The following is a 14,053-nucleotide window of genomic DNA, read 5'->3' as shown; positions in this document are numbered from 1 at the left end:
TGCTTATGCAAACTGCTTTTCTAAGTAAGTCACGATATCTGAAGATTCGTACATCCACTCAGTTTTACCGTCTTTTTCGATACGTAGACAAGGCACTTTCACACGACCGCCGCCAGCTTCAAGCTCAGCACGGTGTTGCTCGTTGTTTTTTGCATCACGAAGTTCAAATTGAACCGACTGACGTTTCATCGCGCGGCGCACTTTCACACAAAATGGGCACGCTTCGAATTGGTATAACGTGTGCGTTTTTGCTTGCTCATTTACTTTGCTTTGTTCTTCTTGAGAACGCTTCACACCACGTGGGCTGAAAACAAAATTCAATAACAAGATGACACGACCTAAGAACCAACGGATAAACTTCATAACTCTCTCTACATATTTAAAATTAGCGTTACAATTTGCAGCATTATATACACAAGTTTTGTCAGATGCTCGCAACAAACCGCTAATATCTATTTTGTCCGTTCGATCGTATGAGACTTAGCCACATTTAGCCCTAAACGCTTAGACAGTCGAGTCAGATTTGCTCGGTCTGTTTTCAGAACTCGCCCTGCTTGTGCCCAGTTAAAGTTGGCATCTTCCAACACCTCAGTAATGATACTGCGTTGAAAATCGTCCGTTGCACCACGTAGCCCTGCAGAAAGGTCGATCGTTGGTGTCGATAATGGTGTGTTTTTCACCTGAGTCGTCGCAATTGGCTGATCTTGGTCTAGAGGACCACAATCTTCCTTGGTGATTGTCACCAGGTTTTTATTGGTGCTGCGCGCTAACGCTTTCAATGCGGAACGACTGATCACATGCTCAAGTTCACGCACGTTACCCGGCCAACCATAACGGTTTAGGAAAGAAAGAACGTCGGAGCGGAACTTAACTTGGTTGATACCAAGCTTACGACGCGCTTGTTCTAAGAAGAAACCCGCTAATAGGCTGATGTCGTCACCACGATCTTTCAGTGCTGGCACCGCGATAGGATACACACTCAATCGGTGGTACAAATCGGCTCTGAATCGACCGTCTTCAACTTCTTGTTTTAGATCTCGGTTTGTCGCTGCCAATACTCGCACATCAATGGTTTGAATGTTGTCTTGGCCAACCGGTTGGATTTCGTTGTTTTGCAGCGCACGTAGGAGCTTACTTTGAGCGGCCAAAGGCAATTCACCAATCTCATCAAGGAACAGTGTGCCACCATCGGCTAAAGCAAATTTACCTAAGCGGTTTTTGTCTGCGCCAGTGAACGCGCCACGAACGTGACCAAACAGTTCACTCTCTACTAAGTTTTCAGAAATCGCAGCACAGTTTACGTAGACGAGTGGGTTACGTTTACGTTGAGATTGGTGGTGCAGGGTGCGAGCCACAAGCTCTTTACCAACCCCGGTGTCACCATGAATCAAGATATTAAACTCAGATGGAGCTACAACAGCGATGTCGTTCTTAAGCGCGACCATGGTGTCACTGTTACCAATCAACTCACCGCCGTCACGTTCCCACGCTTCTACGTTCAATTCTTCGAGTAATTGCTTTGACTGTTTTGCTTGATGCTCAAGTTGCGAGAAGGTCAGTGCCATCTGCATGGTTGAGGCTGCAATAGCTGCCAGTACTTCAAGGTTACGCGCCGGAATATTCGCGAAGACATCAGGTTTCAAGCTGTCTAGAGTCAGAATACCTAAGAGCTTATCGCCAAATAGCAAAGGCAAGCCCATACAAGCATGCATTGGTAAATCGCCATCATGGTCAATAAGCAAACCATCGAAAGGATCGGGTAAGGAGCTGTCAGCATCGAAACGAACAGGAGAGCGAGACGCGCAGATCTCTTCAAACCGTGGGTGTTCTGAAATGATAAAGCGACGACCGAACGTATCTCGGCTGAGCCCTTGCATTGCGATAGGTACTAGCGTGTCGCCTTGAAGGCTTAAAAGCGCGACACAATCACACGTTATGGTTTTGCGAATGGCATCGATCAGGCGATTGAAACGATCTTGATCGTTGACACCACTTGCAAGGCCAATGGTCATTTCCATGAGGGTAGATGCGGAGATATCTTGCATAAAAAACTCTAACTGTGTGTATTTATCTACATAATAGAGTCTTATTGACTTAAAAAAAAGGTCTTTTTGACATTTTTATAAGATGAGTTTTGAGAAGAAAACCAGTAATGACGGGGATTGATAAAGTTGGCACTGATTGTGCATAAGATACAGAGAAGCCCAATTATAGCGCTGATTAAACAGACTATTCTTGATCTCAATCAATCAGGTTGCATTAATCGGGTTTCGCGATTTTTTGAAATGAAAACGAGTCAAAATAACTCAGTTTCTAAAAATAACTAAGGTTTCAGAAAATCGATAAGTCATTCTTAATTTTTAGTAGTCAAAATGACATATAGGTCATAAGGCTCAGTGTTCGGAGTAAATTCATGCTTAACAATGCACATATCGAAATCATCAAATCTACTATTCCTCTACTTGAGAGCGCAGGCCCAGCTTTAACTCAGCATTTTTATCAACGTATGTTCACGCATAACCCTGAGTTGAAAGATATCTTCAATATGACTCACCAAAGAACAGGTCGCCAAGGCGTAGCACTGTTTGAAGCTATCGCGGCATATGCAAAGAACATTGAAAATCTAGCAGCGTTAACAACTGCCGTTGAACGTATTGCTCAGAAACACACAAGCTTTAACATTCAACCAGAGCACTACCAAATTGTTGGTTTGCACCTGATTGAGACATTACGTGAACTAGCTGCTGACGCCTTTACTCCAGAAGTGGAAGAAGCATGGACAGCCGCTTACCTATTCTTGGCGCAAGTATTCATCGATCGTGAAGCTGAACTTTACCTACAGCGTAAGCAAGCTGTTGGTGGTTGGGAAGCAGCGCGTGCGTTTGTGATTGCAGACAAAATCGAAGAGTCAGCGCTAGTAACAAGTTTTATCCTTCAGCCAAAAGACGGCGGTGAAGTTCTGGATTACACACCAGGTCAATACATCGGTATCGAAGTGAAACCAGAAGGCTCTCAATACAGCGAGATTCGTCAATACTCACTGTCTGATAAGCCAAACGGCAAGCAATACCGTATTTCTGTTAAACGTGAAGGACAAGGCCAAGAGACACAAGGCGTTGTATCTAACCACCTACACGATACGGTTGCTGTTGGTGATGAGGTTAGCCTATACGCACCAGCGGGTGACTTCATGTATCAAGAGCGCAGCAAGCCAGTAACACTTATCTCTGCAGGTGTTGGTGTAACGCCAATGCAGTCTATGCTTGAGTTCCTAAACACGGAAGATAAAAACGAGCCAGTACTTTACCTTCACGCTTGTGAGAACGTAGGCCAACACTCTTTCACGACTCGTGTTAAAGATATTGTTGCCGACAAAGGTTGGGAAGCGAAAACGTGGTACATGAACAAAGATGAATCTGCATGTGAAAACACGCATCAAGGTCAAATGGATCTAGCGTCTATCTCTGATACTAAAGGCTTTGAAGAGAGCGATTTCTACATCTGTGGTCCTGTTGGTTTCATGAAGAACATCGTAGAGCAGCTAGATGCAATGAAAGTTGACCGTTCACGCGTTCACTACGAAGTATTCGGCCCTCACGCTAACTTCTAATAGGTCTCGGCATTTCTAGTAACACTCGCCTGAACTATTAATACCTTGCCTATTCAAAGGCCTCACAGTGTGAGGCCTTTTTGGGTTTGGTTGGTTTTGTCTGACATCATCGACTACTGCAGAACACGATGGTTCAGCTAAGATCTTTTCGCTTCTATCTAAGAACGTTTCATCTTCTTGGACATGTAGTCGGAATCGAAAAACTCAGGCCAGTACATTTTTACGTAACCACCGGCAACCCAAATCACTAGAATGGTGGCGATGGTTAGCTCAAAGAAACCAAACTTGTGTAGCCAATACCATTGTGGGTATTCCGCGCCGAAAAATGTAGTTAGACGATGCATGGCAATAGCGCTGATCACAGATGGGAAGGTGACGGCAGCAATCGAAGGTTGGAACTTCAAACGCATCAGGCGGATGTAACACAAGTAAATCAACAAAGTCATGGTGATGGCAATGCCCGCCAATGCACCTGTTAGAATCGGGTCTGGGTTGTCGAAGTTAACCAAGTAAGCGGCTAAAGACAAGTTAACCGGAGCTGCCATGATAGCGAGTGTTGGTCTTGCTCGGCGAGGAAGATTGCCTTCGAACACCAAGCGGTATAACACCACTGGCAACATAAGGAAATAGATACCAATACAAGTGACCGCAAGTGTTTCTGAAAATACGGTGTGCCCGAACTGTGTGCCAGCTAAGGAACTGCTGATCAAACCGACCGGATACAGAAACCAACTCGGTACAATGTTCGACATTTTGAAGTTGATGATCTGAAAACTAAAGAACAACACCATCATGGTAAAGTGCAGCAATAGCGCGCAGAACCAAACTGGGTAGGCGATAGCTGGCGATATCTCGGCTAAATAGTCGCACAGAATCAGTAAAGCCATGCTCATTGGTGCCATCAAGCTTCCACTTAACGGGTGGCGAATGTCATTAAGGAAGGTATTAAAGCTCGTTAAATAGCGCAGTAAAACAGGCAGCAATAATAGCGCGCCGAATGCAGCGAGGTAGGGACGAATTATCTCACCAATGCCCGGGATATATAACGCCCAAGCTTGTCCTAACCCAATAACGCCAAGTGCTAAAGACGCCTGAGATGGCGGCACATTTTTTACTTGGGTTAATCTTCTCCAGTTCAACGACTTACTCCGACTTAGTTAATTAAAGACTTTTAGAATATTTGCTTTAGTTAGAGTGTGTAGGCCTTTCATCAATAGATTTTGAGGGCACTCAACTAATTTTGAGTGGATGATACCAAGTTTAACGTTTGCTTTTTTGATTTTGATACGGAATCGGGAGATTAAGCACGTTGAATGTGTGCTTTTGTTTCATGAGTCATTTGTAATTAACATACTTTCTCTTGTTGAGGGAGATCTTGTTGTCTTAGTTTTTCGTTTTTCAGCGTACGATTAAGCAGTTGACTGTAAATTGGCTGCCCACCCAACATTTGAGCAATGATTACCGCACCTAAGCAGGTGATGATCAACGGCAGGATCAGGTAGTAGTTATTGGTCATTTCAATAACCAACAGTATGCCAGTGATAGGCGCTCGAACAGTGGCAGCAAATAAGGCTCCCATGCCAGCAATGGCAAACATACCCGGTTCAATATTCAGTTCAGGGAAGAATGCCGCTGCGATAAGCCCGAACGCATAACCAAAGAGTGTTCCTAGCGCAAGCATTGGTGCAAAGATACCGCCTGGCGCACCAGAGCCGAAACAAAGCAGGGTTGTGAGGACTCGGCCTAAGAAAATCAGCAACAACACATTGGCGCTGTAGCTGCCATTCGTGATGTTCGGGATGATACCAATACCACCACCAGTTAATTCAGGTATATAGAGCAGCAACAAGCCAAAGCAACCACCAAGTAGGGTACCTGTCATCAAGTAGCGTTTACGGTCATTCTTGTGTATCGCCACAAACAGGTCTTGGGAAAGCGTGATCAGCTTATTGAAAATTACACCGAACAGACCGAACAACACACCTAACAGCAAGAACAACCAAAGTGCGTCGAGTTCAGGTGGCTGGTACTGAGGTATTGTAATAACGGCTGATTGACCATTGATAGAGCGAAATACAATGTTGGCCGAAACTGCTGAGATGATGACGGCTTTGATTGATATGAGTGAGTAGCGAAACTGTGGTCTCATCTCCTCAACCACAAACATGATGCCAGCTAGCGGTGCATTGAATGCGGCGGCTAAGCCACCAGCGGCACCTGAAGCCAACAGTGAATGGCGAGTGTCATCATCTTTGACTCGAAAGATATCTGTGACCATACGACCGATACTGCCGCCCATTTGAACGGTTGGCCCTTCGCGGCCTAAAACCATACCAGAGCCTAACGCGCCCATGCCGCCAAAGAATTTTACGGGTAATACTCTCCACCATCGAACAGGGCGCATGCCGTCCATTGCCCCTTCGATTTCAGGGATACCTGAACCGGCAGCTTCTGGAGCAAAACGGTGAACGAGAAAATAGCCAATAAAGGCGAATGCAGCACTAATAAGGAAAGCGGCAAGCCACAGTGGTAGATGGCTACCGATTTCATCTTTTAGCCAATCGGTACGGGTTTCTGTGATGAAATGAACCGCAACTTCGAAATAGGTACCCACTACACCTGCAAGTACACCCACAATACAAGAAAGGAAGAGAACCGAAGCTGGGGTCTTATCTCTTGAGAGAAATTGATTAATAGCATCCCTTGGCATTTTGGCTAATAAGGACTGCTTAATTTTCTCTCTTCTGGTCATAGAGATAAGTTTCCTGAATGAGTTAAGGCGGGGTTGCATTAAATTATACGCTTCCTCTGCATATCCTATAGCAACAAAGTTGAAAAGTTGAATTTCATTTATTGAATGTACGTGTTACATAAATGGAATCTATGGCCAATAGTGGAATCACCGTCACAATTTTGATCGATTCTCTGGCGGCGGCTTGAATATCCCCAAAAATGAACCATAGTTAAATCGTAAAGCAACATAACGAACCGCAAGGAGAAGTGAGGTTTTACACACAATTTGGATGGATTCAGAAACAAAGTTTTAGTTCCTCGTTAAATGTTCAGGTCGATATTTAAGGCTTCCTGATTCGCGAACTCACGATTGAGTAACGAGGGTGAGGCGTACTGAGTAAGTACGCCTTTAGTTCGTCTGGAGCATCCCATTTCCTCATTCCCCCCCTTTTCTAGTGACACCCATACAACTTCTGGCTTAAATCATTCTCCGTATAAACAAGCGATTGGGGTCAATTTCTCCGTGATTGTGTATATACTCCCTTAAAAAGGAGAACTGATATGACTAAAAAAGTTCCTACAAACATCATTACGGGTTTCTTGGGGGTTGGTAAAACGACAGCCATCTTGAACCTACTAAAAAACAAACCTGAGAATGAAAACTGGGCTGTTCTGGTTAATGAATTCGGGGAAATCGGCATTGACGGTGCATTGATGACAGATCAAGGCGCTTTGATTAAAGAAGTGCCGGGTGGATGCATGTGCTGTACTGCGGGCGTGCCTATGTCAGTGGGTATTAATGCCTTACTTCGCCAAAAGCCAGACCGTTTATTGATTGAGCCGACAGGGCTTGGTCACCCTAAACAGGTTATAGCGACACTGACTTCCGATCAGTACACACCATATGTCGATTTAAAAGCGACGCTTGGTTTGGTTGACCCACGAAATCTGTCTAATGAAAAGTACACCTCGAATCAGAATTTTAATGATCAACTAAATAGTGCAGATGTGATTCTTGGTACTAAGGTTGATCTTGTTCATTCTGAAGACATCGATGTGTTTAATGATTGGGTGACGGATCAAACGCCAGCAAAAGTCTTCCATAAGCTAATTCACGATGGTGAAGTGCCATTGGAAGTGTTGGACATTGAAAGAGTATACGGCAGTGCTTCCTCTCATATTGAAGCGCATCATCACGATCACGCTGAACAAGAGCCTCAATTCCAACTTCCTCCTGGTGAAGCTTTCATCCGTAAAGAGAATAAAGGGCAGGGCTACTTTAGTTGTGGTTGGCTATTTGGCGCAGAGCATAAGTTCAACTTCGATGCGCTATTCTCTATGTTGTCAGATCTAACGGCCGAGCGTGTAAAAGCTGTCGTGAACACCGACCAAGGTTGCTACGCATTCAATGTGGCGAATCAAGTCGTGTCTGTGAACGAAATTACGCTTGATGGCTTTGAATCTCGATTGGAAGTGATCGACTCGCAGCTCATGCCGTGGGGCGATCTCGAGCAGATTCTACTCAAGCTGTGTGGTATCAAATAGCCCTGTTTTTGCTGTTTGAACCAAGGATCTTGGTGTTTACCTCGTTGAAGGCGGGATAAACACCAGATTAAATGAGAAAGTTTGCGTTATATCACGATAAATGTGAGATAAATCACTCTAATTACTTTATAGTGCTCGGCTGAAATAAGAATGTAGGCTGTCTGCTTAAGGAACCCGTAACAATGTCATTTTCCTCTCAAGGTTTTGCTCCTGAATTAGTCAAAGCGTTGACTGAGTGTGGTTATGAAAAACTCACTCCAATTCAACAAAAAGCGATTCCAATGGCTCGTAAAGGCCATGATATTTTTGCTACTGCTCAAACCGGTACGGGTAAAACAGCGGCATTTTCATTGCCTGTTATCCAACACCTTTTGAACAGCGGTAAAAAGGCGTCTAGAGGAACGGCTCGCGGCCTTATTCTTGCTCCAACTCGTGAGCTTGCTGCGCAGATCGCTCAAAACATTAAAGACTACGTTAAATACACAGATCTAAGTGTTTCTGCGGTTTACGGTGGTAACAAGATGTCTTCACAAGTTCGTCAACTAGAACTGGGTGTGGATATTTTGGTTGCAACACCTGGCCGTTTAGAAGAGCACTTAGAAGCGGGTAACGTGTCTATTGCTAACCTAGAATTTCTAGTATTTGATGAAGCTGACCGTATCCTTGATATGGGCTTTATCAATGCCGTTCGTAAGATCATGTTGGATGTAGAAACATCACCGCAAATCATGATGTTCTCTGCAACGACTTCTACTCAGTTAAACCAACTGTCTGTTGATATTCTGCGTAAACCAAAACGTATTAGTGTTGAGCGCGAAAACTCAACGGCTGCTACTGTCGGCCACGTGGTTTACCCAGTGGATCAAGAGCGTAAAACAGAACTGCTTTCTGAGCTGATTGGTCGTAAAAACTGGCGCCAAGTGCTTGTTTTTGTTAACTACAAAGAAACAGCGAACGATGTAGTTAAAGAGCTTAAGCTAGACGGCATTAAAGCAGTACTGTGTCACGGTGATAAAGCGCAAAGTGCTCGTCGTCGTGCTCTAGACGATTTTAAAGAAGGTAAAGCGCGTGTAATGGTAGCAACCGACGTTGCGGCTCGTGGTCTTGATATCGAAGACTTACCACACGTAATTAACTATGACATGCCTTTCCTAGCAGAAGACTATGTTCACCGTATTGGCCGTACAGGTCGTGCAGGTAAGCAAGGTCACGCTGTCTCTTTCGTTAACCGCGAAGAAGAGCTGACTGTCGTTCAAGTTGAAAAACTGATTCAACAGCGCATTCGTCGTGTTGAACAACCGGGTTATGAACCGAAGAAACGTGATGCTTACATCGAGAAGCTGAACACTAAATCGGCTTACAAAAACCGTCAGGGTCGTAAGAACAACGCGAACGAAGAGCCACAAGATCAAGCAAGCGCTGAACGTCGTTTGACTATGATGAAGCGAATTAAAAACCGTCGTAAGTAATTACGGTTGGTGATTGAAAAGAGCCACTGTTATGTGGCTCTTTTTGTTTGTATTGATCGCAATATTGTTTATTGTCATTACTGCTTCGTTTCAACCTCGCTTCATTTCAAGCCCGATCAAGAAACAAGAACTAATAAATAAAAACAAGTCGATAAGGTAATAATATGGATAGCGCACTACTTTGGGCTTTTATTCCCACGTTTTTCTTCGTGTCAATCACGCCCGGTATGTGTATGACTTTGGCGTTGACACTTGGAATGAGTGTTGGATACAAGCGTACATTATGGATGATGATCGGTGAACTGGCTGGTGTCGCTGTGGTTTCTATTGCCGCGGTATTGGGTATCGCTTCGATCATGTTGAATTACCCATGGCTATTTACGGGCTTTAAATTTGTTGGTGCGGGTTACCTGTTTTATTTAGGCGTTCAGATGTGGCGTTCGAGAGGCAAACTGGCGATCAGTACTGACAACCAAACAACAAAAGTCAGCAATGATTGGGACTTGGTGGTTCAAGGTTTTGTCACTGCAATTGCGAACCCAAAAGGCTGGGCGTTTATGATTTCTTTGCTGCCTCCTTTTATTAACAGCAATAAAGACTTAGCACCGCAGTTGTTCATTCTCGTGTCAATCATTCTGGTTTCTGAGTTTGTTTGCATGACCTTATACGCGACAGGCGGAAAGAGCTTAAAGCATATGCTGGGCAAAGCCGACAATGTTAAGTTGATGAACCGCATTGCAGGTACGTTGATGATGGGCGTTGGTGTTTGGTTGTTCGTGAGCTAATTCTGGTTAGCCTACAACGAGCAGAGATCCCCGACTCAGTCGTTCCTCCTTCTCGAGGGTGACGCGTACGTGGGATGATGACGACTTAGGATTACGGTGAGTTTTGAAAATTCGGATTCTTACTTAAACCGAAGAATGCATAGAATATAAAAAGAGCGATAGGGCATTTGGCCTTATCGCTCTTTTTGATTTTACTTAGCTAGCGAACAGAGACTAGATAACAGAAATGTTTCTGATTAGCCTGCGTTGTATATTTAAACCGCGATTTCACCGCCGTCTTCTCGACGAATCACAACCGTAGATGCTCTTGGGCGGACTTTGCCTTGAGTTTGTGCGGTTGCATCTTCAGACGATGGCCAGTTTGCCGGGTGTTGAATGTTCACAAACAGTGACTTGAAATCTGGGCTTATGGTAAAGCCTGTTACTTCACATCCGTTTGGTCCCACAAAGAAACGCTTTAGCTGCGCTTGATTGTTTGCATCAATTACCGCGCTGTTGCCTTGGTCATCCGTTAATTGAGATGGAACCACTGCCAGCATTTGGTCATTGGTGTAGCCAGTGACTTCGTCTGCGCCATTATCTGTCTGAATCCATAAAATACCACGAGCATCAAACGCTAAGCCGTCAGGACTCGCGAACTGGTTCATGTCTGTTAGACCAGAGCGGTTAATAGACTTGTCTTCCACTGCTGGTGAACCAAATACGAAGATATCCCAATCGAACTCGCCTGCCGTTTTGCCTTCATCCCAACGGATAACATGACCGAACTTGTTGTCTACGCGAGGGTTTGCAGAGTTCGCTTCTTTACGCTTGTTGTTATTAGTCAGCGTTAGGTAAGCCGTACCTGTCATTGGGTCAACAGAGCACCATTCAGGGCGATCCATTGGCGTTGCACCAACAAGGTCGGCAGCGCCCGCTGTATTGATGATAAGCGCTGCTTGAGAGTCAAATGAATCACCTAGCTTGCCGCCGTTTGTTGTCTTGCTGCTCAGATTCAGTGGTAGCCACGTACCTGAACCGTCATCGTTGAACTTAGCCACATACAGCGTGCCTTTATCCATGTACTTGTCACCCGCACTTAGGCGATTACTCGGTTCTGCGTCACGCGGGTCCCATTTCTCTTCAGAAACAAATTTGTATAGGTATTCAAAGCGAGAATCGTGACCAGAGTAGAATACGATTGGCTCGCCTTCGGTCAACTTACCAAACGTACAGCCTTCGTGACGGAAACAACCCAGTGCAGAACGTTTCTTAGCGCGAGAGTTTGCTGTGTATGGGTCTATTTCAACAATGTAGCCGTGACCGTGTGCTTCGTTACGGTAATCGTCCATTGCTGACTCACCTGTTGGTGTTACGTCAAAGCGAGCAAATTCGTCTAGGCGTTCTTGTTTGTCACCAGAAAGTGTGTCCCAACCGTAACGTGTTTTGTCGGTAGCGATACCAATACGTTCTTGCGTTGGTGTTGTCTCGCCTTTGTTAACGAAATAACCCGGCCAGTTTTCTTCACACGTTAGGTAAGTGCCCCATGGTGTGTAGCCATTACCACAGTTGTTCAACGTGCCACGAGCTTGACTGCCGTCTTGTGAGAACTTGGTTTTGGTAAATTCACTGTGTGCAACAGGACCAGACAGATCCATTACGGTCGCGCCTGTGTAACGGCGGTTCAGAGGATCGTTATCGACCATCACCCACTGGTTGCCATCAAGTTTTACACGAACCACACTGACGCCGTGAGCGTTGATCTCTTTGCGAACTTCATCAAGGCTTGGGCGGTTGCCTTCATCGTATGTAGGGCCATTAGCGTGAAGTGCTTTTTGGTCGATGTATTCGTGATTAATCACCAACAAACCGTCGTTGCTGTTGCCATTAAGCGGGAAGAAGTGCATGCCGTCGTGGTGCATGCCCAGTGAGTTTGCTTGATCTTGTGCGGTGTTGGTTCCATCTTTTAACCAAGCATTGCCTTGCTTGTTAAGTGGAGTACCCCAAGGAACCAATACTTGTGCTGTATAGCCTTTTGGCACAACGACACTGTCTGTCAGTGAGCCTTTAACCGATTCGAATGCAAGTGTAGCAGTGCTTTTTTGCGGTGCGCTAGATGATGCTGTCGCCGCGTGCGCTGTGCTGTGGCCTGCTAAACCAAAAGCACCAAACGCCGTCATTGCACTGATGCCTAAACCGCCTTTGAGAACATTTCTTCTTGAAAGGTTCGCATCTAAAACTTCTTCGAAGGGTTTGTTTTTGCTCTTGTTAAAACGAGTGCTATCAAATGTTTCCTTGCTCATTTCGACTGCTTCCTATTGGCTGATTTTATTATTCGTTATTCATGACTAACCCAGTTACTAACTAATTGGTTAATAAGTTGGGTCAATGTGTGACTAATCGTGAAGCAGTTAAGTGACAGATTTTTATAGATTTGATTAAGGTTTTGTTTCTGTAGCACGAATTTTGCCATTAACACTCTCGTGCAAGACAAAACTCTTGGGGATTAGGGTAGAACTGTGTATAAATGCTTTATCAAACGAAAAGAGAGGCAGTTATGAAATTAGATAAAATCGAAAACAAAAATCGCCGCCTACGCAAAAAGCTATACCTAGGTGAATTCGCGATTCTGGGTTTTGAAGTAAGCTGCAAGACATCGATTACTGATTTTGATCAATACGATGTGTTCATTGATGAGTTCATTGATTTCATCGACAGTATCGGCCTGTGCTTTGGTGGCGGCGGCCTTGAGCTGTTTGAAGGTTTCTTATGCTCAATTGAGCGCTACCGTTCAGTAACAGAAGCAGAACAACTGCAAGTTGCTCAATGGCTTGAAGCTCGTGCTGAAGTAAGCAAAGTGGAAGTTAGCGAACTGATTGACGCAAACTACGCGTTCTAATTTGATGTTGTGTTGTTAGCTCGATTGAAAGGCCAAATACGGCTTAGGAAAGAGTAACAACAGTACGCTAGAATAAAGGCCGAATCGTTAAATCGATTCGGCCTTTTTGCGTTTTATTCGTTCCATTTCTATTCTTTATCTTCTTTTCTATCCCTTCTGACGTAAATGATAAATTGATATCTTTCGATTAAATATTAGGGCGTGTTGATCTTTGCTGTACATTTCGCGTTCAACAATACATCGGTAGCCACATTAACATGAATGCCAGCGATAACATGCTGGCATAATTCCTTTCTAGCTTGTCATATCTACTTGAAATAGCTCGATAATGCTTAATTCTCCCAAAGGCATTTTCGACCAAGTGACGATACTTGTATAAACACCAATCCATACTGTCTTTGTCTATATCTTGTCCGTAATTGCGTTTAGCAATTACCGTTTCTCCGCCACGTTCCTTAACAAAAGTACGGAAAGGTTCGCTGTCATATCCTTTATCACAAACGATGGTATTAACTTCATCGAGTTGCTCAACTAAGCTTTCGGCATGCACTATATCGTGGCGTTGTCCCTCTGATAAATCAAAGCAAATCGGCAGGCCACCACTATCTACGGCTAAGTGAATTTTTGTTGAGTTGCCCCCGCGACTTTTTCCTATTTGCTCTGAACTTTCAGTAGCTGCACCTGTACTATGCTGATGTGCTCTAACTATAGAGCCATCAAGAAATACCCATTCAAAATCAGCCATGTTAGATAAACTTTTGAAAAGATTATCTAAAATCCCTTTCTTTGACCAAAGATTAAATCGTCTGTAAACGGTACTCCACTCTCCGAACTCAGAGGGTAGATCTCGCCAAGGAATACCTGTTCTCATTCGATAAAGTATTCCTTCAAATGTCATTCGATGTTCAGTTTTATCGTAAATACGACCTGTACTTTTCATAACTTGGAGTAGCAGTTCCCAGCGAATATCAGTTAGCATTGTTCTTGGCATGGTATTGGTTATGGTTTTACTTTTGGCGAAGCAAATTATAAC

11 protein-coding genes are annotated in these 14,053 nt (G+C 44.4%); 5 read left to right on the top strand and 6 right to left on the bottom strand.

Going from position 1 to position 14,053, the window contains the following annotated elements; translation table 11 throughout:
• Positions 1-3 precede the first annotated feature (3 nt).
• A complete protein-coding gene (locus tag AB4583_RS15515) occupies positions 4-363 on the bottom strand; it encodes a glutaredoxin (protein WP_017062638.1) in 360 nt (119 codons plus the stop codon).
• Between the two features lie 89 nt (positions 364-452).
• Positions 453-2,045: a nitric oxide reductase transcriptional regulator NorR gene (norR, locus tag AB4583_RS15510; protein WP_017062637.1), complete on the bottom strand. Its 1,593-nt coding sequence runs from the start codon at positions 2,043-2,045 to the stop codon at positions 453-455.
• 368 nt (positions 2,046-2,413) lie between these two features.
• On the opposite strand from norR, the gene hmpA reads away from it, so the two are divergent.
• A complete protein-coding gene (hmpA, locus tag AB4583_RS15505) occupies positions 2,414-3,610 on the top strand; it encodes an NO-inducible flavohemoprotein (RefSeq protein ID WP_017062636.1) in 1,197 nt (398 codons plus the stop codon).
• Between the two features lie 158 nt (positions 3,611-3,768).
• Here the strand turns inward: hmpA and AB4583_RS15500 are convergent, their stop codons facing one another.
• Positions 3,769-4,716 carry a TDT family transporter gene (locus AB4583_RS15500; RefSeq protein ID WP_017062635.1) on the bottom strand — a complete coding sequence of 316 codons (948 nt, stop codon included), beginning with the start codon at positions 4,714-4,716 and terminating at the stop codon, positions 3,769-3,771.
• Positions 4,717-4,955: 239 nt separating this feature from the next.
• Entirely contained in the window at positions 4,956-6,362 is a 1,407-nt protein-coding gene (gene clcA / locus AB4583_RS15495) for a H(+)/Cl(-) exchange transporter ClcA (RefSeq protein WP_017062634.1), read from the bottom strand.
• Positions 6,363-6,904: 542 nt separating this feature from the next.
• Here clcA and AB4583_RS15490 point away from each other — a divergent pair.
• The 3 genes from AB4583_RS15490 (at position 6,905) to AB4583_RS15480 (ending at position 10,142) form a co-directional block, all read left to right on the top strand.
• A complete protein-coding gene (locus tag AB4583_RS15490) occupies positions 6,905-7,888 on the top strand; it encodes a GTP-binding protein (RefSeq protein WP_017062633.1) in 984 nt (327 codons plus the stop codon).
• Between the two features lie 182 nt (positions 7,889-8,070).
• The gene (locus AB4583_RS15485; protein ID WP_017062632.1) at positions 8,071-9,357 is read left to right on the top strand and encodes a DEAD/DEAH box helicase; all 1,287 of its coding nucleotides are present in this window, start codon (positions 8,071-8,073) and stop codon (positions 9,355-9,357) included.
• Between the two features lie 164 nt (positions 9,358-9,521).
• Complete coding sequence (locus AB4583_RS15480) at positions 9,522-10,142, top strand: LysE family translocator (protein ID WP_017064486.1); 621 nt, start codon at positions 9,522-9,524, stop codon at positions 10,140-10,142.
• Positions 10,143-10,396: 254 nt separating this feature from the next.
• Here AB4583_RS15480 and AB4583_RS15475 read toward each other — a convergent pair whose 3' ends face one another.
• Positions 10,397-12,424 carry a PhoX family phosphatase gene (locus AB4583_RS15475; protein ID WP_372118149.1) on the bottom strand — a complete coding sequence of 676 codons (2,028 nt, stop codon included), beginning with the start codon at positions 12,422-12,424 and terminating at the stop codon, positions 10,397-10,399.
• A 254-nt stretch (positions 12,425-12,678) separates the two neighbouring features.
• Here AB4583_RS15475 and AB4583_RS15470 point away from each other — a divergent pair, with 254 nt between their 5' ends.
• On the top strand, positions 12,679-13,020 hold the full coding sequence (locus AB4583_RS15470) for a YggL family protein (RefSeq protein ID WP_017062629.1): 342 nt from the start codon (positions 12,679-12,681) through the stop codon (positions 13,018-13,020).
• A 229-nt stretch (positions 13,021-13,249) separates the two neighbouring features.
• On the opposite strand, the gene AB4583_RS15465 is transcribed toward AB4583_RS15470, so the two are convergent.
• A complete protein-coding gene (locus tag AB4583_RS15465; protein WP_026028612.1) occupies positions 13,250-14,011 on the bottom strand; it encodes an IS5 family transposase in 762 nt (253 codons plus the stop codon).
• Between the last annotated feature and the right edge of the window lie 42 nt (positions 14,012-14,053).

Origin of the sequence: Vibrio sp. 10N.222.49.C12, assembly GCF_041475025.1 — a bacterium.
GTDB classification, from domain to species: Bacteria; Pseudomonadota; Gammaproteobacteria; order Enterobacterales; family Vibrionaceae; genus Vibrio; species Vibrio crassostreae_C.
The sequence above is the reverse complement of the archived record's forward strand: the minus strand, read 5'-3'. Positions and strand labels throughout refer to the sequence as shown.

Coding starts and splice junctions, on each gene's coding strand:
- AB4583_RS15475 (WP_372118149.1), bottom strand. CDS start 12,424: ATGAGCAAGGAAACATTTGATAGCACTCGTTTTAACAAGAGCAAAAAC.
- AB4583_RS15490 (WP_017062633.1), top strand. CDS start 6,905: ATGACTAAAAAAGTTCCTACAAACATCATTACGGGTTTCTTGGGGGTT.
- AB4583_RS15485 (WP_017062632.1), top strand. CDS start 8,071: ATGTCATTTTCCTCTCAAGGTTTTGCTCCTGAATTAGTCAAAGCGTTG.
- AB4583_RS15515 (WP_017062638.1), bottom strand. CDS start 363: ATGAAGTTTATCCGTTGGTTCTTAGGTCGTGTCATCTTGTTATTGAAT.
- AB4583_RS15465 (WP_026028612.1), bottom strand. CDS start 14,011: ATGCCAAGAACAATGCTAACTGATATTCGCTGGGAACTGCTACTCCAA.
- hmpA (WP_017062636.1), top strand. CDS start 2,414: ATGCTTAACAATGCACATATCGAAATCATCAAATCTACTATTCCTCTA.
- AB4583_RS15480 (WP_017064486.1), top strand. CDS start 9,522: ATGGATAGCGCACTACTTTGGGCTTTTATTCCCACGTTTTTCTTCGTG.
- clcA (WP_017062634.1), bottom strand. CDS start 6,362: ATGACCAGAAGAGAGAAAATTAAGCAGTCCTTATTAGCCAAAATGCCA.
- norR (WP_017062637.1), bottom strand. CDS start 2,045: ATGCAAGATATCTCCGCATCTACCCTCATGGAAATGACCATTGGCCTT.
- AB4583_RS15470 (WP_017062629.1), top strand. CDS start 12,679: ATGAAATTAGATAAAATCGAAAACAAAAATCGCCGCCTACGCAAAAAG.